Here is a 23,359-nt window from a genome sequence, read left to right as displayed (position 1 = left end):
GGCGTTGCAGCGCTGCTTGGCGACGACCGCGTCAGAAGTGATGGTGAGGCCGTCTTCGTACCAGGCGACCACCCCGACCGGGTCGACCGGAGCCGCAGAAGCGGCCGGGCTGCCAGATGCGGCGGGAGTCGCCTGCGATGCCGGTTGGCCCGGAGCCTGTGTGGCTGTGGCCTGGGTGCCTGCTGTCTGCGTGCCTGTAGCTTGCTGCGCCTCGGGGGTGGTGCCACGGGCTGCCTGCCGGGCGGTCTTCTTCCCGGCCTTGGCGGCTTTCGCGGCTGCCTCGGCGGCGCGGGCCTCGGCCTGCTCGGCGAGGTACTCGGCCCGGTTCACAACCTGTACCACCCGCACGCCCACCTGCCGGGTGCCGAACACGGTCTGCTGCTCAGCGACCGCGCCCGACTGGAGCAGATCGATGAGCAGGTCGTGCGAGATCTGATGGTGGGTGCGCTCGTCTTGCGCGAGCTCTTCCCCCGCGGCCTGCTCTGCCGGGTCGATGAAGCGGGGCCCGCCCCGTCGGGGGCGCAGCGCGCTCGCAAAAATCGTCTGAATCCACGCCCCCGCATCATCATCACAGGTGAGGCGGGCATGGAACTGCCCATTCGGGTCCGTCCACCACCTAAATGAGCGCGCCTCATACCGCTCGTTACGCCGCAGCGTCGCCCCCTCGGGGTCGAGGAGATCACGAATCGCGCGCGCGTGGCGGCGCAGCTCTTCCACCCGGGTGTGCTGGGCGGCCTCGATCAGGTCGAGCCCGGCCTGCCACCACAGCACCAGCAGGGCCGCTTCACACCGGCCCCCACAGTCGCCATCGTCAAAGAAATCTGCGTCTGTGGCCAGATCGGTGCTGACAGAGGTGCCGGTAGGGCTGCTCTGGGGGTGGGAAATTTGGAGGGCCGCGTACGCGGCCGTGTGGAACGCACACGCCGGCATCACCTGGGCGGTGCTGCCTGTCGCGGAGTCCGGCATTGCGGTGCCAGTCGCAGCGCCCGCAGTAGTACCTGCGGTGTGTGCGTCTGATGCGGGAGCACGGGGCGGAGTGCCGAGGCCCTGCCTGATCGCATCGTTCTGCGGGTCGGTGAGCCGGTCACGCGACACGGCCCGGTCTAGCACCGTGTGCCACGGCACCGCCAACACCAGCACGGCCTCAGCCGCCGCAGCTTCCGCCGCCGCAGAAGCGGCAGCTTCAGCGTCCACACCGCCAGCACTGTCACCGCCAGCACCGTCACTGCTTTCACCGCCATCGATGTCTCCACCGCTGTCGCCGGCTTCGCGTGCGAGCCTCGCGAGTGCTGCACGCTGCTCGCGCGCCTCACGCTCCGCCGCCTCACCGGCGAGCATGCTCTGGCCCACCCGCACCTTGCGGGACGCTTCACCCCACGAACTCCCAGTGAGGTGCTGCATCATCTCGACACCCGTTTTGAAACCGCTCGCCTGCGCCACCCCGGGCTGCCCGGCACGTTTAGCCGACCGCGTTCCTACCACCCCAGCGCTCAGTACCTCCAGCTCAGAACACTTGCGCATCACCTGAGCCACGATCTTCGCGAAATCACTCGCCCCCTCGTCGGTGAGCGCGTTCACGACCGTACGCGCGTCAGCGCCAGGGCAGTCGGCCGGAAACAAGGACTGCACGTGCGCCATAAGCTGCACGATCTCGTCACACTTCGCCTGCATCCCCAAACCGCCAGTGGCTTCCGCCGTGGCGGTTTCAGTATCCTCGCCCGCAGCCTCAGTGAAGAGGCCCGCGAGGGGTTCTTCGTGCTGTGGTGAGGGTTTGGCTTCCATACCCTATTGTCTCACGGATCGTAGATTTATTCGAGTGAAGTTATCCACAGATTTGGCGTAATCACGCCAATTTTCGGTCGAAATTGGGGGCTGTGGACGACTCGATTTGTTGGCGCTGGATGCTGCGACTCGTTCCTCGCGCAGCATGACGGAAGGAGCGAAGCTCACGCAGCATGACGGAAAGAGCGAAGCTCACACAGCATGACGGAAAGAGCGAAGCTCACGCAGCATGACGGAAAGAGCGAAGCTCGCGCAGCATGACGGAAAGAGCGAAGCTCGCGCAGCATGACGGAAGGAGCGAAGCTCGCGCAGCATGACGGAAGGGGCGAAGCTCACGCAGCATGACAAGACAGCGGCAGACAGAGGGCTCGCACCCTGCGCAGAGCTCACCTGCGCTATTCGACGAGCTTGCCGTCTACGGAGTCGTCGAGGTGTGACTCGGCGAGCGCCCTGAATGATTCGGGCGCCTCTGCAACTGGCTCGAACCACACCCCGCGTTCGGTGTCCCACAGCATGTTGCCACGCAGCGCGTCGCTTGCTGCCGGAAAGTCGGAGCGGTTGTGGCATCCTCGAGTCTCGCGACGCGCTAGTGCGCTCTCAAGCGTTGCGCGCGCGGCGAGCAGAGAACCCTTCAGGTCGTACGCGTGGGCCAGATCGTCGAAGCCCGCAATGTCAGGATGCACGGCGACGCGTGCGGCGCGCTCATCGAGTTCAGCAAGCTTTTCGAGCCCCTCGACAAGCCCAGCCTCGTCGCGCACGACGCCCGCATGCGCCGTCATCAAATCGCGCACCGCACGCTGCAAGAGCCGCGGGCTCTCTGAGTGCGCCCCCAGCCCCGATCCGGCGCCCGAACCTTCGAACCCCAGCAGGCCTCGCATCTCCTCGCGCGCCTCAGAGACCGCGTCGCGGTCGCGCCGCACCGAGGTGAGCCCCGTGACATACTCGGCCGCGTCGGCACCGGTGATGCGACCATATACGAGCAGCTCAATGAGCGAGTTACCGCCGAGCCGGTTCGCACCGTGCAGCCCGCTCGAGGCTTCACCGATGGCGTAGAGCCCCGCGACGCCGGTGCCGTGGTCTTCAGGCCGCACCCACACGCCGCCCATCGAATAGTGCGCGGTGGGCGCGATCTCGATGGGCTGTTCGGTGATGTCGAGCATCTGGAGGTCGATGAGCGTGCGATACACGCGCGGCAGCTTCTCAAAGATCACGTCGCGCGGCAGGTGCGAGACGTCGAGCAGCACGCCACCGCTCTCGGTGCCGCGCCCCTCGGCAATCTCGGTGTAGCTCGCAAGCGCCACCCGGTCACGGGTCGACAGTTCCATGCGCTCGGGGTCATACTTCTGCATGAACCGCTCCCCCAGCGCATTACGCAGCACGCCTCCCTCACCGCGCGCCGCCTCAGACACGAGCGTGCCCGCGGCATCGCTCGGTTCGAGTAGGCCAGAAGGGTGAAATTGCACCAGCTCTGCGTCGCGAATTTTGGCTCCCGCGAGTGCGGCGAGACGAAAGGAGTCACCCGTGTTCTCGTCTCGGCGCGATGAAGTGTTGCGCCAAATGCGCGTGTGCCCGCCCGCCGCCAGAATCACAGCGTCGGCGTGGATCACGACGGGTGTGCCGTCAACGATGTCGAATCCATAGGCGCCAAAGATGCGCCCGCCCGCTTCGAGTAACCGCGTGATGTACACGGTGTCGATGATGGGCACCTGCAGCTCGCGGGCACGCCGCAGCAGCGTGCGCTGAATCTCAAGACCGGTGTAATCCCCCGCGTACGCGGTACGCCGGTACGTGTGCGCGCCAAAGAAACGCTGACTAATGCGCCCGTCACGCTCCCGCGCGAACGGCATGCCCCAGCGCTCGAGATCTTCGATGCCCTGGGCTGCTCCGCGCGCAACGACCTCGACGATCGCCGGATCAGCGAGAAAGTATGACTCGCGCAGCGTGTCTGCGGCGTGCTGCTGCCAGGAGTCCTCGGGGTCCATCGTACCCAGAGCCGCGTTGATGCCCCCTGCGGCGAGCGTGGTGTGGGCATCATGAGCGCGACGCTTGCCGACGGCGAGCACCTGCATACCGCGCTGGGCGAGTTCGATCGAGGCACGCAGGCCAGCGCCGCCCGTGCCTATGACGAGTACGTTTGCGGCGAGGTGTCGTTCGCCCTGGGCGGTGGAAGTGGTGAATGTTGTGTGCATAGCTTCCACGCTAAAAGCACGCTCGCGATAACTCCAATGAATAGATTTCATGCTTTCAATACGGTTAGGCTATCGTCATGAATTTGGATCAACTGCGTAGCTTTATCGAGGTCGCGTCGCTCGGCCACTTCACTCGCGCAGCCGAGCAGCTCCACCTCACCCAGCCCTCGCTGAGCCGGCAGATCGCCGGGCTCGAACGCGACCTCGGCGTTGACCTCTTTCACCGGGCCCGCGGCAATATTGCGTTGACGGCCGCCGGGGAACGCCTGCTTCCCCTTGCCCGCCGCATGCTCGCCGATGCCGACACTGCGCGCACCGAAATGGCCGAGCTCGCCGGCCTTCGGGCGGGCCGCGTGCGGCTCGGTGCGACGCCCACGCTGTGCACGAGCCTCGTGGCGGAGGCGCTCGTCGGCTTTCACGCACGATACCCGGGCATTGACGTTGAAATTGCCGAACGAGGATCGCGCACCCTCATCAGTACGCTGGCAGAAGGCGGGCTAGACCTGGCGCTCATTGTCGACACCGATGCGGCCCCCACTGCTGCCGTCGCGATGCTCGACCGATCACCCCTGATCACAGAAAAACTCGTGGTCGTCTCGTCGAAGCGATCACCGGCAGCCTCCGCCCCGGTCACCCTCCAAGAGTTGGCGCGCATGCCGCAGGTCATGTTTCCTGACAATTACGATCTACACGCAACCCTGTCACGCGCGTTCACCGTGGCCGCGATCACCCCTGTCGCAGCCGTAAGCGGGGCTGAAATGGACGCGTCTTTGAGGTTTGTCGAACGCGGTCTTGGGGTCGCCGTGGTACCGGCTATGGTGGCGCTCGATCGGCCGTTGCTCCACGCGCGACCTCTCGCGGAGCCCGCTCTCTCACGCACGGTGAGCCTCGCGCATCGCGCTGATATGACGCTCACGCACGCGGGCGTCGCCATGCGCGACGCCCTCGTAGCTACGGCGTCACATCAGCTTCGTCGACTCGAGAGCCCGCGTCAGGTCGTTGTTGATCTTGAGCACCGGGATCCGGAGCACCAAGCCGATGAGCAGCGTAGGGACTAAGAACAGCGCGAGCATGCCGATGTCTTGCCAGTAGTCCCCCTCGTAAATACCGGCAATGGCCGCGCGCACCGCGTTTGTCGCGTGGCTCACCGGCAGCCACGGGCTAATGTTTTGGAACCACTGCGGCAAGACCGCGAGCGGATACGCCCCGCCACCCGCTGAAATCTGCACGACCAGCAAGAACACCGCGAGCGCCTTACCTGCTTCACCGAACGACAGCACGAGCGTGTAGGTGATGAGCGAGAACACGAACGACATTACCCAACCAGCAAGTAAGAGCAGCAGCGGGTGCGCCGGCCGCACACCCACAAATCCCATCAGCCCGAGAAACAGCAGCGAGCTCTGGAAGAACGCGAGAACCGCGAAGATACCGTAGCGACCGAAGTACTCTTGCGTCTTCGTGAACGGAGTCGAGCTGGCGAGTGAGTTATAGACAACGTCGGTGCGAATGAGTACCGAAAGCAGTAGCGCCCCCACCCAGAGCCCAAGCACCGTATAGAACGGCGCCATCTGCGCACCGAATGTGTCAACCTTAAATACCGCGATGCGTTCAAGTCCCACTGGAGTGGTCAGTTCCCCCGCGAACAGTGAGGGTGAATTGCCAATCAAGCTCAAAACCTCTGAGAGGTCGCCGCTCACGGATGCTGCGTTCAGGGCGCTCGCGAGCTTGGTGAGCCGTTCAGAGACCTGCCGCAGATCTTTGGAGATGTCGGCCGTTGTTTTTTCTGCCTGCTCTAAGAACCCAAGAAGCGAGGTGGACCCGCCCGAAAGCGTCTCTGACGCCGATACCAGGTCGGAGCTAATCGCTTCGAAGCCCCCATTGACGAGGGTGAGCGAAGCACCCAGGTCGTCGAGCTTGGGACGCAGGTTCTCGTCGTAGGCTGTGTGCGCACTGTTCAACGCCGTGCGGGCATCGGTCGCAAGCTTGATCACTTCGTCTTGGGTGTCTCCCATACCAGCAGCCGTGGTCTCGAGGTTTGCTGCCCCGTCTTCGAGACGTTTTTCTAGAAGTTGCTGCTTCTTAATCGCGTTGTCAAGGTGCGAGTCAACCTCACCCAGGGCGGTCTTCAGCGCCTGGTCAGAAGATGCGTCGGCCACGGCCTGCAGATCGGTTCGCAGCGCGGTGTAGCTGGCGATCTGATTAGACACCTGCCCCGCGGCGGCGGTCAGCAGAGTAGCCGTGTCTTGCGCCTGCACCGCAAACGAGTCATCGAGCGCCGACAGCTCATCGATGAGAGTCTGGTAGCTCGCAGCCGTCGCCTCGAGCGCACCCGAGATCGACGTATTTGCGGTTCCCAGCACTGCCTGGAGCGACTGCGCGGCAGAAGCTCCCGTCCCAATGACACCAGAAGCGTCAGTTACCGCCTGCACTGACGCGTCGGCCAGGGACGCCGCGCTCGACACCAAGGACTGACTGGTGCCGATGAGCCCGCTAAAGAGTTCCAGTGTGTCGGCGCTTGATGCAAACGCGTTCGCTGCGGCTGTCGTGCTCGTTTCCAGGCGTCCCAGCGCTGCACGAGACTGCTCGGAATCGGCCTCTTTTGCCAACGAGGTGATGAGCGCAAGGCCCACCTCGTTCAGCGTCTTGGTGAAGGTTTGATTGATGGTCGTCGAGACCTCGGTCGCTGCCTCGTTCGTAATCTCAGGGGCGAGCGCGTTCTCCTTCTCATTGGAGTAGTAGAGAATTTTCGCGGGCTCGGCTCCCGGCGATAAGAAGGTCATCATGTCGCGACTAAAGCTCGGTGGCAGCACGAGCGTGGCGTAGTAGTCGCCGGCCTTCGTGCCCTCAATCGCTTCTTCCTCAGAAGCAAACACCCAGTTCAGGTCGTTGTTTGCCCGCAGGTTCGCGATGACCTGGTCGCCCACGTTGACCCGCATGGGAAAGAGTTCGCTTTCATACCCCTCGTCTGCGTTCGCGACCGCCACTTTGAGGTTCTTGACGTTTGAAAACGGGTCCCAGCTCGAAAGCACGTTGAACCAGCCAAAGAATGACGGCAGCACAACGACACCAAACAAGACAACAATGGCAATGGCGTTGCGTCGCACGTGGCGCGCATCATTACGGAAGATCCGGGCAATGTTCTTCATCGGAGTTATACCCGGTCTTTCAGATTGTCGAGCACCGCGTTCGAGTGTGTGGCCCGCTCTTCGGCTGCCAGCTCTGACTGCAGTGCGGGCTCGCCCAGTTCAGTCATCTCCGTGCCAAACGTAATGTTTTGCTTAATGTACTCGAGCGCCACGACCAGCCCGATCACGAGCAAGCAGAGCACGCCCCAGAGCGCGAGCACCGTCGCCTTCGCATCTGGCACGAGCCAAGACACACACGCGAGCACAGCGGTGCTGACGACCGCAATGATCAACGTCAAACGCAGGATCGTGAGGTGGTGAGCGTCGAACCAGGTAGATTGCCTTGCGAGCTTCGCGCGAAACGCATCACGGTTGGTCAGCGCCTGCACAATTTGAGTCACCCGCCGGCGCGATCCCAGCACCTGCACGTTCTCACTGACAAACAGATCGGTGTCGCTGAGTTTGGTGTTGAACAGTCGAGAAAAATTGCCCAGACGCTGCCTGAAGAACAGCCCCAGTGCGAACGACAAGCCCGCGAACAGCGCAAGCACCGCGACAAACTTCCAGTAGTTCAAGCCATAAAAACCGCCAATGGTCTCACGCAGCGCATCGATCCCGTAGGTGAACGGGAAGAAAGGAAAGAGCGCCCTGAAGAAGCCCGGCATCATCTCGATCGGGTAGATTCCTGATGCGCCGGGGATCTGCATGATCACCAGCAAGATGATCACTCCCTTACCGACGTACCCGAATGACACGGCGAGCGCATAGATCAACGCCATATACACGAACCCAATGAACACGCTCGTCGCGACAAACGCGACCGCGTTGGCCGTCTGTACCCCGATCACGAGGTTGCCGATGCTCACCAGCAGTGCCTGGAAAAAGTTGATCACCGCCAGCAGCATCCAGCGGCCAAAATAGGCCTGTCGCACCGTCAAGTTCTTGATGCCGTCGGTGTCGACCTCTTGTTTCAACAGCACCACGAGCACAAACGCCGCGATCCACAGTGACAGGTTGGTGAACAGAGGTGCCATTGCCGAGCCGTAGGCGGGCACCGGGAAGACGATCTTCTCTTGGACTTTCACGGGCGCCGCCATGAAATCAGCGATCTTGGTGGGGTCGAGACCGCTCAGCGCTTCCACTTTTTTCATCAGGTCGGCCGCGCTCAGAGCGCTCACGTCAGTGCGCACGTTCAACAGGCTCTCTTCGACTCCCTCCAGGTTAGAGTCGAGTGACTTCCCAGCGGTACGGGCGTCTTCGAGTTCACCTTCAAAGGCGTCGAGCAGGTTGACCGCCTCGGTGACGAGAAGCTTTTGCGAGTTCAGTGCCGACGAGAACCCCCCGGCGCTCGCCGACAGCGCACTCACGGCTCGGTTGATCTCGGGCAGAGTGGTGGAGAGCACCGTGCTGACGGCTTCGGCGGAGGTAGCCGTCGCGGTGGTAGCGTCATTGACCGCATCGGCCGAAGCTTGAATATTGTCGGCCACCGTGCCCACATCGGCGTTGAGCGTTTCCAGCTGAGTAATCAGGTTGGTGGTTTCCACCTGCTTGCTACCGAGGTTCGTAATGACGGTTTCAAGCTGGTCCCGCACGGGATCCCCCGAGGGCAAACCGTCTTTCACCTGCGTCAAATTCGCGATGGCCTGCCCCGTGGCCTCGTTGAGCGCGGCCGCGTCAGTCAGGGCAGTCGCAACCTCGACGTTCGCTTTACTCGCGCCCGCGGCCAGCGCCGTGAGCTTCGTGTTGAGTTTTGACGAGATTTGCACCAACTGCGCTGACCCCGCGGTGTAGGCCTGGGTGACCGCATCGGTGAAAGTGACAAGTCCGGCTTGAACGTCTGCGACGATCGTCTGCGCATCTTCGATCGCGGTTTGTACATCGTCAATCGCGGTCTCGATGCGTGTGAAGGCGTCACGCGCATCACCGAGCGCTCCTTCGCCGCTCGACAGGCTCTCGCCCGCATCGGTGAGCCCCTTACGCGCGTCGGTAATTTGCTTCGTGATGTCGCCCAGCACGTCGATCGATGTGTCACGAGCTTTCACCAGACGATTACCCGCCGCATCGCCCGTCTGCTCAAGTTTTTGTGCGATCGTTTCAGACACCGTCGACACAAACGTGGAGTTGATCTGGGTCTCGAGTGTCGTCGCCCCCACGTCCGTAATCTTCGGCGCGATCGCGTTGGCTTTTTCGTTCACATAGTATTCGAGCTTCGGGCGCACGAAGTCGTCTGTCGTGAGGCTCAAAATATCGGTGCTGAAGGTCGCTGGGATCACGACCGTCGCATAGACCTCACCCGACTTGACCGCCGTCATTGCGCGGTCTTTGTCCCAGAACTTCCAACCTAACTGGTCGTTTTCTTTGAGCTGCGCCACTACCTGGCTGCCGACGTTGAGCTCGCCCGTGAGGTCGGAGCTCCCCCCCTTGTCAAGGTTGACAACTGCAACGTTGATCTCTTTGGTGTTCGAGTAGGGATCCCAAAACGCGACAATGTTGAACCAGGCATAAAGCGAGGGAATCACAATGATGCCGATCAGGATGATCACCGCCTGCGGTACACGAAGAATTCGCTTAAGATCCCGCCCGGTCACCCGAAAAGCATTGCGCATGAGCCCCCACTTCACTGTCTAGGCACAGCCTAGTACGAAGTCGGGGCTAGTCGAGCAGTTCTGAAAGCTCCAACCACCGTTCTTCAAGCTTTTCTACCGAGATTTCGAGTGCCGTCACCTTCGCCATCTGGGCGTTCAGCAGCTCATAGTCTCCCTGATCAAGATTTGCGAGGCCCTCGCGCAGCTTCGTCGCTTCCAGCTGCAGCTTAGAGATCTTGCGTTCGGTTGCAGCCAGCTCCTTCTGCGCGCTGCGGCGCTCGGCTCCGGCGAGTTGGGGTTTGGATTCTGCGAGTCGCTCCGCTCCCGCAGAATGACCAGAGGAAGAGCCACCCGCAGAATGACCAGAGGAAGAGCCACCCGCAGAATGACCAGAGGAAGAGCCACCCGCAGAATGACCGGAAGAGGTGGTTCCTGCCGACTTGCTCGAGGAGCCCGCCCCTGAGCCGGCTGTTCCGGATCCCGATGCCGCAGCGTCCTGCGCTGCACGCAGCTCAAGATACTGGTCAATGCCGCCGGGCAGGTGACGCAGTTTGCGATCGAGAATCGCGTACTGTTGATCGGTGACGCGCTCAAGGAAATAGCGGTCGTGTGACACGACGAGCAACGTACCGGGCCATGAATCGAGCAGATCTTCCATCGCCGCGAGAATGTCGGTGTCGAGGTCGTTCGTCGGCTCGTCCAGAATGAGCACGTTCGGCTGCTCAAGCAGAATCAACAGCAATTGCAGGCGACGCTTCTGGCCGCCCGAAAGATCCTTTACGGGAGTTGACAGCTGCGCGCTTGTGAAGCCCATCTGTTCGAGGAGCTGCCCGGGCGTGAGCTCCTGCGCTTTTGATCCGGAGCCGACCGTGAAGCTCGATCGCAGGCGACCAATCACGACCCGCACCGGCTCGTTCAGGTGCTCTTCGAGCTCATCAAGACGCTGGGTGAGAGTGGCGACCTGAACGGTCTTGCCGCGCTTCACCGTGCCAGAAGTGGGTTCAACGGTGCCCGAGATGAGCCCCAACAGCGTCGACTTGCCGGCGGCGTTGACGCCGAGGATACCGGTGCGTTCGCCTGGAGCAAGGCGCCATTCGACGTCTTCAATGATCGTGCGGTCGCCATAGGCGACGCCAGCATCAAGCAAGTTCACGACTTCCTTGCCCAATCGCGTCACTGCCATCGACTGGAGCTGCACCTTGTTGCGAATCTCGGGCACGTCAGCGATGAGCTCGTTGGCCGCTTCAATGCGAAACTTGGGTTTCGCGGTGCGGGCGGGGGCGCCACGTCGCAGCCAGGCGAGCTCTTTCTTCGCGAGGTTCTGGCGCTTCTGCTCAATCGTGGCGGCCTGACGGTCGCGCTCCACGCGCTGCAGAATGTAGGCGGCGTAACCGCCCTCAAAGGCCTCGACGATGCGGTCGTGCACCTCCCATGTCATCGTGCAGACCTCATCGAGGAACCAACGGTCGTGGGTGACGACGAGCAGCGCACCCTGCCCCGCGGGCCAACGGCGCTTCAAATGCGCCGCGAGCCAGGCAATCCCTTCGACGTCGAGATGGTTGGTGGGCTCATCAAGAAACACAATGTCGTGGTCGCCCACGAGAACGCGGGCGAGCGCGACACGGCGACGCTGGCCGCCCGAGAGCCCCTCAATAGGGGCCTCCCAGCCCAGGTCAGACACGAGGCCCTCAATCACCTCGCGAATCTTCCAGTCGCCGGCCCACTCGTACTCGGGGCGATCACCGACGATCGCGTTGCCGACAGTCTCGCCGGGGGCGAAAACATCGGCCTGATCGAGCACTCCAATGGTGGTGCCACCGCGCATCGTCACTTGCCCGCTGTCTGGTTCACGCCGACGGGCGAGCATCATCAGCAGACTGGACTTACCGTCGCCGTTTCGACCTACGATGCCGATGCGGTCTCCCTCAGAGACGCCGAGCGTCACCGAGTCGAACACGGTCTTCGTGGGAACTTCAAGGTGTAGGGCCTCGGCCCCCAGTAGATGTGCCATAACTGGTTAAGCTTAGTTCACGCAGATCACATTCGACTGCATGACTGAAGCCGCCTGTGCAAGCCACAGCAGAGCTGTGGCACAGTGTATTCATGGCTGAGAAAGACCTCGATCGTTCCGCTCCCGGGCAAGGGCCCAGCCGGCGCGGCTTTTTAAAGACCGGTGGCGCGCTCGCTGCCGGGTTGGCGGTGGGCGGCGCCGGCACAGCAGTGGGCATCGGCCTGGCTCGCCAAGCGAGTGATGCGGGCAACCCTTACATTCCTGAAGAGTTCGCCGTCCCAAAACCGCGCAGGGACCCGGGATTCGACCACCTCGTCGTCGTGATGGGAGAGAATCGCTCGTTCGACAACCTGCTCGGTTATCTCTATACGCCCGCGAATCCGCCGCGCGACCGCAAGTTCGCGGGGCTCGCATACGGAAAGCATGAGAATCCGGCCGCCGATGGAACCCTCGTCGCGGCCCATGCATATCGCGGTGCCACTGACCACATTATGGGGCAGCCCAACCCCGATCCCGGCGAGGAATACCCGCACGTCAATACGCAGCTCTTCGGCCGGCTTGACGACCACAATCGTGGCAAAGCGGTCGCTGCGATGGCACCGCCCTATAACGCTCCCAGCCGGGGCGCAGCACCCACCATGGACGGCTTCGTGCTCGATTACGAAACCGATTTCGAGCAGCAGGAGGGCCGCAAACCCACGACTGCAGAGCGTGACCAGATCATGGGTGCATTCACTCCAGGGATGCTGCCCGTGCTCTCAACGCTCGCTCGTGAGTTCGGCGTGTTTGACCGCTGGTTCTGCGCGGTACCCAGCCAGACATTTTGCAACCGCAGCTTCTTTCACGCGAGCACATCGCACGGTTTCGTTACTAATCAGCACAACGGCGGTTACAAAAAATGGCTCGACGCAGCCCCCACGCCTACGGTATTCAACAGGCTTGAAGAGGCGGGGCGCTCATGGCGCATCTACTTCGACAAACTGCAGCTCATCTCGTTTACCGGCGTGCTGCATGCTTCAGTGCTCGAACAATATTGGAACACCGAACACTTTGCGACCATGGAGCAGTTTCACGAAGACGTCACAAACGGCACCCTCCCCGACTACGCCTTCATCGAGCCCCGAATGATCTACAACCACAACGACTTTCATCCCCCCGTCGGGCGACCACACGAGAGTGACCTCGGCTCAGAAGACATTTGGAACGGCGCTGTGTCTGACGTGCGCGCCGGCGAGGCACTCATCCACGAGATCTACACGGCGGTACGAGGCAGCATGTCTCGCACGGGATCCAACTATCTCAACACCGCCATGCTCATAACGTTTGATGAGCACGGCGGTACGTACGACCATGTTGCACCGCCCGAGGCCACTCCGCCGAACAACGACGGCCCCGGTGAGATGTCATTCGCTTTTGACCGGCTGGGTTGTCGAGTACCCACAATCCTCGTGTCGGCGCACGTCGAGCGCGGGAGCGTGTTTCGCAAGGAAATGCATCACGGATCTCTCGCGGCGACACTGGCCGAGCGTTTTCAGTTCAAACCACTCACCAGGCGAGACGCCACTGCGCCGAGCATAGCCCATGCTTTGTCGCGTAAGACGGCCCGACATGTGGCCGACTGGCCACAGACCCTCCCCGCATACGTGCCGCCGAACCCCGAGGCAGCCGAGCACCCCGCACGAGCCCACCCAGAACGGCCCCTCAGCCCTCCGGCGAAAGGACTTATCGGCCTCGTCGTCGAAAAATACGGCACGGCTGAGGAGAAGGCGAACCCGCCCGAAACGTTTGGTGCGGCCTACGCAATGCTCACCAAATACGGTACGGGGCTTTTCGGCGTGAGTGGGGGTTAAACGCTGCAGCAGCCCCCACCGCAGCAGCCGCCAGCGGCTTCGCCACTCTCCTCCCCCAACAGGTTGAGAATCTCGCGGGCCTCTGCGTCGGCGAACGCGGCGGCGCCCGCAATGCTGGCGGCCGAGTTGAGGTTGGGGGCGGCCTGCTCGGTGTTCTGGTCTGCCGCAGCGCCGGGGGTGTTCTGTGTCATCGGGTGTTCCTCTTTCAGAAAGATCAATTGTTGCTCGGTCTGCGCGGGCTACTCGGGCTACTCGGGCTACTCGGGCAGCGCGGTCTATTCGGCTGGCGCCGTTTGTGGGGTTTGCTCGTTCTTAGCCTCAAGCTCGAGTACCTGCGCGAACGCCCCTTCGAAGGCGTCAGCCTGCTGCGCACCTGAAATACCGTACTTGCCCTGCAGCAAGAAAAACGGCACCCCCTGCACCCCGAGCATACGAGCACGCGTAATGTCGGCGTCTACCTTCTCACCGTAGGCCTCGTCTGCGAGTGCCGCGCGCACCTCATCGGCGTCGAGCCCGGCTTCGCTGCCCAGTCGCACCAGCGTGTCAATGTCTGACAGGTCAGCGCTCTGCGCGAAGTATGCCTCGAACAAGCGCTCCTGCGCTGCTGGCTGAACGCCCCGTTCGAGCGCAAGATGCAGCATGCGGTGTGCCCTGCGTGTGTTCGCGTGTTTCACGTCGTCAAATTTGAACGTTAAGCCTTCACCAGCCGCGAGCTCAGTCATCTGTGCGAGCATCTGCTTCACCTGCTCGGCGGGCATTCCCTTGTGCTTGACGAGAAAGTCCACTTCACTGCCCGCGTAGTCGACGGGAGTGTCGGGAGCCAGCTCGAAGCTGTGGCTCGTCACGTCGAAGTTCACCTCGGGGTGACGGAGCTGAAAGGCGGCAGCCCCCGCCTCAAACCGGTGTTTACCGATGTAGCACCACGGGCAGGCAATGTCAGACCAAATTTCTACGCGTATCGTTTTCGTCACACCGGGTGCAGCGCGGCCAAGGCCGCGTTTATTCCCGTGCAGCTTCGAGCTCCCGTATGCGTTCGAGCGCGGCTTCAAACCCCCCCCCTCGTCAATCGCACCGCGAATCTCGTACGTCGCGTTGAACAGAAAGTACGGCACGCCCGTCACCCCGAGCATCTGCGCGCGACGCCACTGCTGCGTAATCGCGGCATCCCAAGCTTCGTCGCGAGCCGCGGCCACTGCCTGGGCATGATCAAGCCCGGCTGCGGCCGCTATCTGGCCGAGCACATCGGCCGAAGCAAGGTCTCGGTGCTCGGCAAAGTACGCCGTAAACAGCCTCTCAAGAAACGCCTCGCCCGCACCGTGGGCCGAGGCATACTGAAACACTCGATGTGCAGGCCGAGTATTCACTAGCTGCAGCCCATCGAACGAGAGAGCAATCCCGTCGTTCGACGCCAGTTTCTCAAGCACCGCGGGCGTGCGCCGCGCCTGTTCAATGGGCACGCCCTCAAATTCGTGCAGGTACTCGGCTTCACCGCCTGCATACCGCTCTGGCATGTTGGGCGCGAGATAGAAACTGCGGTGCCGGATCGATACCTGCGCGCCCGGATACCTGGCTTGGAACCGGGTCACTGCGCGATCAAGACGCACCTTGCCGATGTAACACCACGGGCAACGCACATCGAACCACGCATCAACCGAAATACTGGGCACCGCAGCATCTTTGCTCATACCCGATATAACGGCCGGGCGTGTTGCACTATTCCGTGGGTCTCGGCGGGTGCGTTCAGCCCTCGATGACGCGGGCGCCGTGCACGGGGCCCGTCACGGTGAGTGCGCGCACCCCGGCACGCGTGAGCACACCGCGCAACTCTGATGCAGCCTGCGCGTCCTGGGCCAGGAATGCGACTGTCGGTCCCGATCCGGATACGATGCCGGCGAGCGCGCCGCGCGATTCGCCGAGCTCGAGCAGTTCCATCAGATCGGGGGCGAGCTTCAGAGCCGCCGTTTGTAGGTCGTTATGCATCGACTCTGCAAGAGAGTCGGCATCGCCGATGCGCACGGCTTGTAATACCGCCGTGTCAACCTTGACCAGGTCGGGCTGTGGCCCGAGGTCGCCCGCGTGTCGGTCTCGGTGCTGATCGAGCATGTCGTAGACGACGGGTGTGCTGAGGCCCGCGTCAGACAGCGCGAGCACCCAGTGAAACGTGCCCTTGGCGAGTGCTGGGCTCAGCTCATCCCCGCGCCCCGTACCGACGGCGGTGCCGCCCTCGAGCGCAAAGGGCACGTCGGCCCCGATCTCGGCCGCGAGTGGTAACAGGCCCGATCGACCAAGCCCGGTACCCCAGAGCTCGTCGCAGGCAAGCAGAGTGGCAGCAGCGTCAGCAGAGCCGCCTCCCATGCCGCCCGCGATGGGCACCCGCTTCAAAATGGTGAGCGATACCCCGCCCTCGTACTGCGTGTAGGCAGCGAGCATGCGCGCGGCACGCACCGCAAGGTTCGAGTCATCGGTCGGCAGCCCGGCCGTATCGATCGGACCCGAGAAGCGCACCGTGAATTCGTCGCTGTGTTCTGCCGTCACTTCTTCGCACAGCGACACCGCTTGGTACAGCGAGGCAACGTCGTGATACCCGTCGGCCTGCAGCGCCCCTACGCGAAAGAACACGTTGATCTTGCCAGGCGCCTTTACCGTGACTGATCGCTTTCGAACCTCTCCCATAGCTACACGCTAGCGCACTCTGGAGGCCACAAATGACACGGCCGCCTGCGGTGTGCAGTACTGCGCCCCGCAGGCGGCCGTGTATGGCCTATGCCCGGTTACAAACGCGACGCGCGAGTTTTACGCATGCGGTGTGCCACGAGCAGCACTGCTCCTGCGACGGCAGCTACAAGTCCCGCCGCCAGCAGCATAAAGTTGCTCGTTGCTCCCGTAGCGACGAGCTGATCGTCGCCCATCGCTGGCTTGTCGGCAGCCCCCTGCTGGTCGCCGTTAGGCGCGTCCGTGTCAGAGTTACCGGTGCCTGGCTTGCCCGGCTTCTCGGGATCCGGGTTCCCCGTGCCCGGCTTCTCTATCACTGGTGCGCGCACGAGTTCCAGTGTCGATGCGTCGGCCTCGGACGCTACCTCGATAAGACCGTTAGTGGCGAGCGCCTGCACGGCAGGATACGTGAAGCTGTCTTCGACGAGAAGCGTGTCGTCAAGCACAACGGCGTCGTGCTCAGCGGTCAACGATTCGCCGGGAGCGAGGGAAGCACCGCCCGATCGTGCCGCCTGTGTAGCGATGAGCTGCACGTCGTCGACGCGCACGTTCCCGGCGTTCGTGATCGCTGTCGCGAACCGCAGCTCGTCGCCCACCGACGCGTAGCCGTCACCGTCATTATCAACCAGCTTGCCCGTGGTCACGAGGCTTAGCGCCGGTGCACGCTTGACCAGGTCAACCTCGTCGCCCGTCACATCGAGCTGCAGCGTCGTCTGCCCGCCTGCGCTCATCTCCCACGTGGTGAGCGGCAAGAAGAATCCACGCTCCGCCTCTTCGCTTGTCACTTCGTGGAGCGGCGTTGCGCAGGGGTACGACTGGCCCGCGTTCAGCACGCTGTATCGACAGTTGCCAGCCCCGTCTGCGGGCACAAACGGTTTAAAGTTGCCGGCGGTAGGCACGACCGCTGCGGTCACCGATGAGGTGTTGGTGACCGTAAATTGGTAAGGCACTTGGTCGCCTGCCACATACGGGTTCGCGGCGAGGTCTCGGCCTGCGTCGTTACGCTCGCCTGACACCTCAAGGCTGAGAGCACCGTCGGCGAGCGGCACAGTAGCGCCGGTGAAGGGCACCGAGATGTCGGCCGCGTCGCCCTCGAGATCTGCCAGGGTGAAGGCGAAGTTTGGCGTGAAGCTACCGCGCTCAATGTCTGCTTCGGTGAGCGTCACCTTCGGCGTGCCGCAGTTATACGCCGCCCCCGCTCCAAGCCGCTGGAAGCGGCATGCGGTCGGCGCAAAACCTGTCGTAAAGTTCGCTTCGCCGGGCGTCGCCGTCGTCTGAACGTTTGACGTGCTCGTCACTCGCACCGTGAAGCTCAGCGTGTCGCCCGCAGCATACGGGTTCTCGGCGAGATTGCGGGCGGGCGAGGTATTGGTGAGTTCGTACTTCAGGCCGAGAGTCGACTGGCGCGGCAGTTCAGCCTTCACTGCAGCCTGGCTCAGGCGACCGTCTGCCGCGGTAAACATGGCCGTGAGGTGCTGGGTATTACGCGCTTCTGCGGGTGCGGTCACGGAGACCGGCACCTCCACCGATTCACCGGGGGCGAGGGCTGTCACAGTGCCATCGCTCGCAAAGGTCCAGCCCGCCTGATCGGCGAAGCTGACGATGCCTGTAAGGGGTTCTTGTTCCTGGTTCGTCACGGTCACCAGCACCTGGGTTTCGACGCCCGGTTCGAGGTTCGCGCTGCCCACGGCGAGCGGGGCACAGACGTAGTTCAACCACTCGTCGTCGAAGGTGCTGAAGGGCAGGTCACTCGTGTAGTTACGCTCCCAGAGCACTCCAAACTTGCCCTCGTCGATGCGAGTGACGGTGGAGTAGTGAAAGGAACTGCCGTTGGTGAGCTGTCGCAGCCCCGGCCACGTCTTACCGTCATCGCACGACACGCGTGCGGCGCCGTTCGCGCGTGCGGTCGTCGAATTCGAATTCGTGAACAGGAGCTTCTGCGCGTCAGCAGATCCCTCCGCAGCGTCGGGGTTCACTCGTGTAATGGCGCCGTTGTTCGTCGGGTCTGGCAGCTGTTCTTCACGCTGCACGGGGCCCCACGTTGCCCCGCCATCGTTCGAGTAAGCGACGAGCCTGCGGCCACCACCGCTACTGTCACGCGAGTTCATCATGAGCGTGCCGTCAGACAGTTCGACGACCTTGTTTTCGTCCATCGTCGTGCCGGTAGCGGCACCTCGCTGCCAGGTTTCACCGTGGTCATCGGAGTACACCGACCAGGCCTGAATCGGCTCGGAACCGTCAGCCTGGCGAATGCGGCCGGCATGCTGCTGCACGAGACGGCCCTTGTGCTCGCCGTACTTCAGCTGGATCCCCTCGCCCGAAGTCGCGAAGTGGCTCTTCACATCGCCTTCTGCGGGTTGGTACTTGCCATCCACGACCGTGCCGTTTGACGTCTTGATGTCTTCGGTGATGATCTTCGGCTCGCTCCAGGTCTCACCGCCGTCGGCGGACTCGATGACCGCTGAGCCGATGACACTTCGATCCTCGGGGTCATTCCCGTACCCACTGCCGTGGAATCCCTGGTCAAGCGAGTACACAAACGAAGCGAAGAGTTTGCCCGCTTCGGCGTCGTAGATAAAACTCGGATCTGAGTAGCCGTACTTCTTTTGCGATGCGTCACCCACGTGACCCTCGGCCGCGAGCTGGTACTCGCCCCAGGTCTTACCGTTATCGGTGGAGCGACGCACCATGATCGAGTTGGGGTTTGGCGCGTCGGCAGCGCTCCCCGGCCGCGCGTCCCAAGCCGCGACGACCACACCCTCGCCCAGGTATGCGAGCGCCGGAATACGGTAGAAGAACTGCTCGCTCGTGCGGTCGCCCGCGATGTTTTCAGAGGTGAATGTGCCGGGGCTAGCGGTCGGGTCGGTGAGGTAGGCGGGCAGGCTCTCGGCCTGCGCGGGGGCGGGCGCACCGAGCGGTGTCGCGACCAGGCCGCACGCGAGTGCTGCAGTGGCGGCGCCCGCCCAGATGCGTTTGAACGAGCGCTTCACGGGCACGCGCAGATGTGAACGATAGGGCAACGGTGCAACCTTTCAATAGACAACTGTGTCTGACGTAGGATGTCAGACATCTGAAGTTCGCACAAGAGAAGCGCTAGCCCGGCGTGCCTTTCGGCCGTCGAGCCAGCGCTTCGAAGCGCTGCACGGAAGTTACACGCGTGCAGCCGCCCGGGCGATCGCCAGGTAGTCGTCGATGCTCAGCTGCTCGGCACGCAGGGTCGGATCGATGCCCGCCACGCTCATCACTGACACGGCCTGCTCGAGCGTGCCCAACACGGGCTGCAGCGCCTGGCGCAGCATCTTGCGGCGCTGCGCAAAGGCTGCATTCACGAGCGCGAAAGTCGCCTCGCGCTCTGCTTCGCTGCCACGCGGCTCGGCTCGGCGTTCGTATCCCACTAGCACCGAGTCGACCCCCGGCACGGGCCAGAAGATACGCCGGCTTACCGTGCCTGCGATGCGCCACGGGCCGTACCACGCGGCCTTCGCGCTGGGTGCGCCATACTCCTTAGAGCCCGGCGCCGCCGCGATCCGGTACCCCACCTCGGCCTGCACCATAACGAGCCCAGCCCGCAGCTGGGGCATAAGCTCGAGAAAGTGCATCAGAATGGGCACGGACACGTTGTACGGCAGGTTCGCCACGAGTACCTCGGGCGGCGCTGGCAGGGCCGCGAGCTGATCCGGAGTGATATCGAGCGCGTCGCTGCGCAGCACCCGCAGCCGCGGTGCCGCTTCATCGGCGAAGATTGCGGGCTGCATGGTGCGCGCGGTCGCCGGCAGCTCAGCAGCGAGCCGGTGATCAATCTCGACGGCCGTCACATCGGCCCCCACCTCGGTGATGCCGAGAGTGAGAGAGCCGAGGCCCGGGCCCACCTCAATGACGCGGTCGCCAGCCTGCACTCCCGCGAGCCGCACGATTTTGCGCACGGTGTTGGGGTCGATCACAAAGTTCTGACCGAGCTTCTTCGTGGGCGACACGTCGAGTCGTTCGGCAAGCTCGCGCACCTCGACGGGGCCGAGCAGGGCGGGCCTATCTGCACTCATACTGCACCTTCTTCAGGGGTGTCGTTCCACGATCCGTAGACGCGTTCGGTGTTGGCCACGAGCCGGGCACACAGCTCTTCCAGCGATTCTTCGAGCGTGTCGGCCATGCGCCGCACCGTGTGTGGCATGAGGTAGGGCGCGTTGGGGCGGCCTCGCAGCGGCTCCGGTGTCAAGAAGGGAGCATCGGTTTCAACGAGTACGAGCTCTGGCCGCGCCACCTGCAGTGCTTCGCGCAGCGCCGGGGCGTTCTTAAACGTCGAGGTCCCCGAGAACGACATGTACCAGCCGTGCTCGTTGCAGATGCGAGCAAGCTTCGCGTCACCCGAGAAGCAGTGAAACACAGTGCGCGCGGGTGCGCCTACGCGCAGCAGGGTCGCGACGACCTCATCGTGCGCGTCGCGGTCGTGAATCTGCAGCGCGATGCCGTTGGCTTGCGCAATCTCGATGTGGGTCTCAAACGCTTCGATCTGCGCCTCACGCCCGTCTTCGCCCGTGCGAAAAAAGTCGAGGCCGGTCTCACCAACGGCGCGCACACGCGGTTCGGCCGCGAGACGCGAGATCTCTGACAGGTGGGCGCTCAGCTTACCCTGCGCAAACAATTTGGGCGCTTCGTTGGGGTGCAGCGCGACGGCCGCGAGTACCCGCGGGTCACTCGCGGCAAGCTGCGCGCTCCACCGGCTCGTGTCGAGGTCGGTGCCCACCTGCACGACACCGCGCACGCCCGAACGCTCAGCAAGGTCGAGAGACTCGAGCGGCTCGAGGGTGTCGATGCCGTCCTCGATCTCAAGGTGCGTGTGGTTGTCGTAGACCGCGATGGGAAGCGGCTCGGGGAGCCCTGGACGCTCGAGGTCGCGCGGGTCACGCGCGCCGGTAGACCGCTTGCGCAGCCCGCCCGCGGGCGCGTCGGGCCGCGAAGCTTCGCTCACTTGCCCGTCTCCTCCGTCTCAATGCGCGGAAACAGCACCGCGAGCGGATGCTGTTGGGTACCTGCGGGCAGGCGACCCCAGCGTCCCGCGTTCCGGATCGGCTGTGCGTCAAGCGCGCCGAGCGTTTCTTCAGCGCCCAGTGCAGCCCACAGCTTCACCGTTGCTTCGGGCAATACCGGCGAGAGCAGCTCGGCGAGCGCACGCAGCCCCTCGGTTGCAGTGTTCAGCACGGTCTGCAGACGCTCGGTGTTCGCAGGGTCTTTCGCGAGCGCCCACGGCGCCTGCTCGGTGATGTACCCGTTGAGCGCGTCAACGAGTTCCCAGACTGCTGCGATTGCCTCGTGAATCGCGAAGGTCTCGATCTTCTCGTCGGCGCGCTGCGCGGCACTCGCTGCGAGTTCGCGAATCGCGGCGTCGGCGGCGGTCTCGGTGCAAGCGGCGGGCACGCGACCCTCAAAGTACTTCGCGTTCATCGCGAGCACACGGCTTGCGAGGTTACCAAATCCGTTCGCGAGCTCAGCCTGGTACCTGGCCGAAAGGTCTTCCCAGCTGAACGAACCGTCGTGGCCAAACGAAATGGCACGCATGAAGTAGTACCGAAACGCGTCTGCGCCAAATGTGTCGGTGATCTCGTTCGGTGCAATGCCCGTGAGCTTCGACTTCGACATCTTCTCGCCACCCACGAGCAGCCAGCCGTGTGCGAACACGTGCTTGGGCACCTCAAGACCCGCGGCCATCAGCATCGCTGGCCAGATCACGGCGTGAAAACGCAGAATGTCTTTGCCGACGAGGTGACTGCCAGGCCAGTGCTGCGCGAACTTCTCGTCATCCTGGCCGTAACCGATCGCGGTGACGTAGTTGAGCAGCGCATCGAACCACACGTAGGTGACGTGCGCCGAGTCCCAGGGAATCGGAATGCCCCAGTCGAACGACGTGCGCGAGATCGACAGATCCTCGAGGCCCTGCTGCACAAACGCGACGACCTCGTTGCGGGCACTCGCCGGCTGCACGAAGTCGGGGCGCTCCTCGTAGAGTGCGAGCAGGCGCTCTTGAAACGCGCTCATCTTAAAGAAGTAGTTCTTCTCTTGCAGCAGCTCGAGCGGCTTCGAGTGGATCGAGCACACCTTTTCGCCCTCGAAGGCACCCTCGCCATCGACGATCTCGCTCTTGGGCTTGAACTCTTCACACCCAACACAGTAGAGGGCCTCAAACTCGCCGGCGTACACGTGCCCGTCATCGTGCAGCTTTTGCAGAAACTTGGCTACGCCATCTTCGTGACGCTTCTCAGTCGTACGAATGAAGTCGTCGTTTGAGATGTTGATCGTATCGAGCAGCGGCTTCCACGCCGACTCGACGAGTCGATCAGCCCACTCCTTGGGTGCCACGCCGTTTGCGGTGGCAGTGCGCAGAATCTTCTGGCCGTGCTCATCGGTGCCGGTGAGAAACCAGGTGTCGTCACCCGCCTGCCGATGCCACCGCGCGAGCACGTCTGCCGCCACCTCGGTGTAAGCGTGCCCAATATGGGGTGCGTCGTTCACATAGAAGATGGGCGTCGTGAGAAAAAACGAGGAGGGATTGGGCATGGGGACCATTCTATCTGGTGGTAAGGACCGATCCCGCCCGTGTTACGCCAGGTTCACTAACTCTCGCCTTCGACCACGATCTCGGGCTCGTGGTGCACCGCAAAGTTCACGGAGTTCGCGATGAAGCAGTACGCCCGCGCGTCGGTGTGGGCGGCCCGCGCGGCCGCCACCATCGATGCGTGGGCGACCGTCACGCGTGGCCGCAGCGTGGCCGATTCAAACGCGCCCCCCAGACCAGACTGCTTCAGCACGCCGCTCGCGGCGTCGGTGTACGCGGTCACAATGACCCCGTCACGCACCGCCACGTGCAGGTACGACAGCATGTGGCACTGGGCAAGAGCCGAAAGCAGCAGCTCCTCGGGGTTCCAGCGCTCCTTGTTACCGTGAAAGGTCGCGTCTGCTGACCCTTCAAGTGGGGCCTTGTGCGGCGCATGGATCAGTTGCTCTCGCCCGTAGGCGCGGTATCCGCTCGTGCCTGTGCCGCGGTTACCCACCCACTCGACGGTGACCGTGTATTCGTGACGCTCTTTCATGCGGTCACTCTACCGCCCTGGTT

General features: G+C 63.1%; 14 protein-coding genes and 1 pseudogene. 2 read left to right on the top strand and 13 right to left on the bottom strand.

From position 1 onward, the window contains the following. Together ACXR2W_RS12580 and ACXR2W_RS12575 are read right to left on the bottom strand one after the other, a co-directional pair. Nucleotides 1-1,782: pseudogene (locus tag ACXR2W_RS12580) on the bottom strand (hypothetical protein); the annotation flags it as partial. Nucleotides 1,783-2,177: 395 nt separating this feature from the next. Beyond that, nucleotides 2,178-3,971, bottom strand: coding sequence for an L-aspartate oxidase (locus ACXR2W_RS12575; protein ID WP_458816125.1), 1,794 nt, complete (start codon nucleotides 3,969-3,971; stop codon nucleotides 2,178-2,180). 77 nt (nucleotides 3,972-4,048) lie between these two features. Here ACXR2W_RS12575 and ACXR2W_RS12570 point away from each other — a divergent pair, with 77 nt between their 5' ends. After that, nucleotides 4,049-5,029, top strand: a complete 981-nt coding sequence (locus tag ACXR2W_RS12570; RefSeq protein WP_458816123.1) for a LysR family transcriptional regulator — start codon at nucleotides 4,049-4,051, stop codon at nucleotides 5,027-5,029. On the opposite strand, the gene ACXR2W_RS12565 is transcribed toward ACXR2W_RS12570, so the two are convergent. The 3 genes from ACXR2W_RS12565 to ACXR2W_RS12555 form a co-directional block, all read right to left on the bottom strand. Then, nucleotides 4,931-7,117, bottom strand: a complete 2,187-nt coding sequence (locus ACXR2W_RS12565; RefSeq protein ID WP_458816121.1) for a YhgE/Pip domain-containing protein — start codon at nucleotides 7,115-7,117, stop codon at nucleotides 4,931-4,933. The two genes, ACXR2W_RS12570 and ACXR2W_RS12565, sit on opposite strands and share 99 nt — an antisense overlap. A gap of 5 nt (nucleotides 7,118-7,122) precedes the next feature. Continuing rightward, the gene (locus ACXR2W_RS12560; RefSeq protein ID WP_458816119.1) at nucleotides 7,123-9,684 is read right to left on the bottom strand and encodes a YhgE/Pip domain-containing protein; all 2,562 of its coding nucleotides are present in this window, start codon (nucleotides 9,682-9,684) and stop codon (nucleotides 7,123-7,125) included. Nucleotides 9,685-9,748: 64 nt separating this feature from the next. Continuing rightward, on the bottom strand, nucleotides 9,749-11,692 hold the full coding sequence (locus ACXR2W_RS12555) for an ABC-F family ATP-binding cassette domain-containing protein (protein WP_458816117.1): 1,944 nt from the start codon (nucleotides 11,690-11,692) through the stop codon (nucleotides 9,749-9,751). A 92-nt stretch (nucleotides 11,693-11,784) separates the two neighbouring features. Between ACXR2W_RS12555 and ACXR2W_RS12550 the strand changes: the two genes are divergently transcribed. Continuing rightward, the gene (locus tag ACXR2W_RS12550) at nucleotides 11,785-13,542 is read left to right on the top strand and encodes an alkaline phosphatase family protein (RefSeq protein WP_458816115.1); all 1,758 of its coding nucleotides are present in this window, start codon (nucleotides 11,785-11,787) and stop codon (nucleotides 13,540-13,542) included. Here the strand turns inward: ACXR2W_RS12550 and ACXR2W_RS12545 are convergent. The 8 genes from ACXR2W_RS12545 to ACXR2W_RS12510 form a co-directional block, all read right to left on the bottom strand. Then, entirely contained in the window at nucleotides 13,539-13,733 is a 195-nt protein-coding gene (locus ACXR2W_RS12545) for a hypothetical protein (protein WP_458816113.1), read from the bottom strand. The genes ACXR2W_RS12550 and ACXR2W_RS12545 overlap by 4 nt on opposite strands. A gap of 84 nt (nucleotides 13,734-13,817) precedes the next feature. Then, nucleotides 13,818-15,227: a DsbA family protein gene (locus ACXR2W_RS12540; RefSeq protein WP_458816111.1), complete on the bottom strand. Its 1,410-nt coding sequence runs from the start codon at nucleotides 15,225-15,227 to the stop codon at nucleotides 13,818-13,820. Between the two features lie 55 nt (nucleotides 15,228-15,282). After that, nucleotides 15,283-16,215 carry a 4-(cytidine 5'-diphospho)-2-C-methyl-D-erythritol kinase gene (locus ACXR2W_RS12535; protein WP_458816109.1) on the bottom strand — a complete coding sequence of 311 codons (933 nt, stop codon included), beginning with the start codon at nucleotides 16,213-16,215 and terminating at the stop codon, nucleotides 15,283-15,285. A 98-nt stretch (nucleotides 16,216-16,313) separates the two neighbouring features. Further along, complete coding sequence (locus ACXR2W_RS12530) at nucleotides 16,314-19,274, bottom strand: exo-alpha-sialidase (protein WP_458816107.1); 2,961 nt, start codon at nucleotides 19,272-19,274, stop codon at nucleotides 16,314-16,316. A 129-nt stretch (nucleotides 19,275-19,403) separates the two neighbouring features. Next, nucleotides 19,404-20,294: a 16S rRNA (adenine(1518)-N(6)/adenine(1519)-N(6))-dimethyltransferase RsmA gene (gene rsmA / locus ACXR2W_RS12525; protein WP_458816105.1), complete on the bottom strand. Its 891-nt coding sequence runs from the start codon at nucleotides 20,292-20,294 to the stop codon at nucleotides 19,404-19,406. Continuing rightward, the gene (locus ACXR2W_RS12520; RefSeq protein WP_458816103.1) at nucleotides 20,291-21,220 is read right to left on the bottom strand and encodes a TatD family hydrolase; all 930 of its coding nucleotides are present in this window, start codon (nucleotides 21,218-21,220) and stop codon (nucleotides 20,291-20,293) included. The genes rsmA and ACXR2W_RS12520 overlap by 4 nt, the downstream gene beginning before the upstream one ends. Beyond that, a complete protein-coding gene (gene metG, locus ACXR2W_RS12515) occupies nucleotides 21,217-22,803 on the bottom strand; it encodes a methionine--tRNA ligase (protein WP_458816101.1) in 1,587 nt (528 codons plus the stop codon). Before metG ends, ACXR2W_RS12520 begins: the two co-directional genes overlap by 4 nt. Nucleotides 22,804-22,859: 56 nt before the next feature. Further along, nucleotides 22,860-23,336 carry an OsmC family protein gene (locus ACXR2W_RS12510; RefSeq protein WP_458816099.1) on the bottom strand — a complete coding sequence of 159 codons (477 nt, stop codon included), beginning with the start codon at nucleotides 23,334-23,336 and terminating at the stop codon, nucleotides 22,860-22,862. Nucleotides 23,337-23,359 lie beyond the last annotated feature (23 nt).

It is taken from the genome of Leucobacter faecis, from assembly GCF_054456695.2.
Note: the sequence above shows the minus strand (reverse complement) of the source record. Positions and strands in the feature narration are given on the sequence as shown.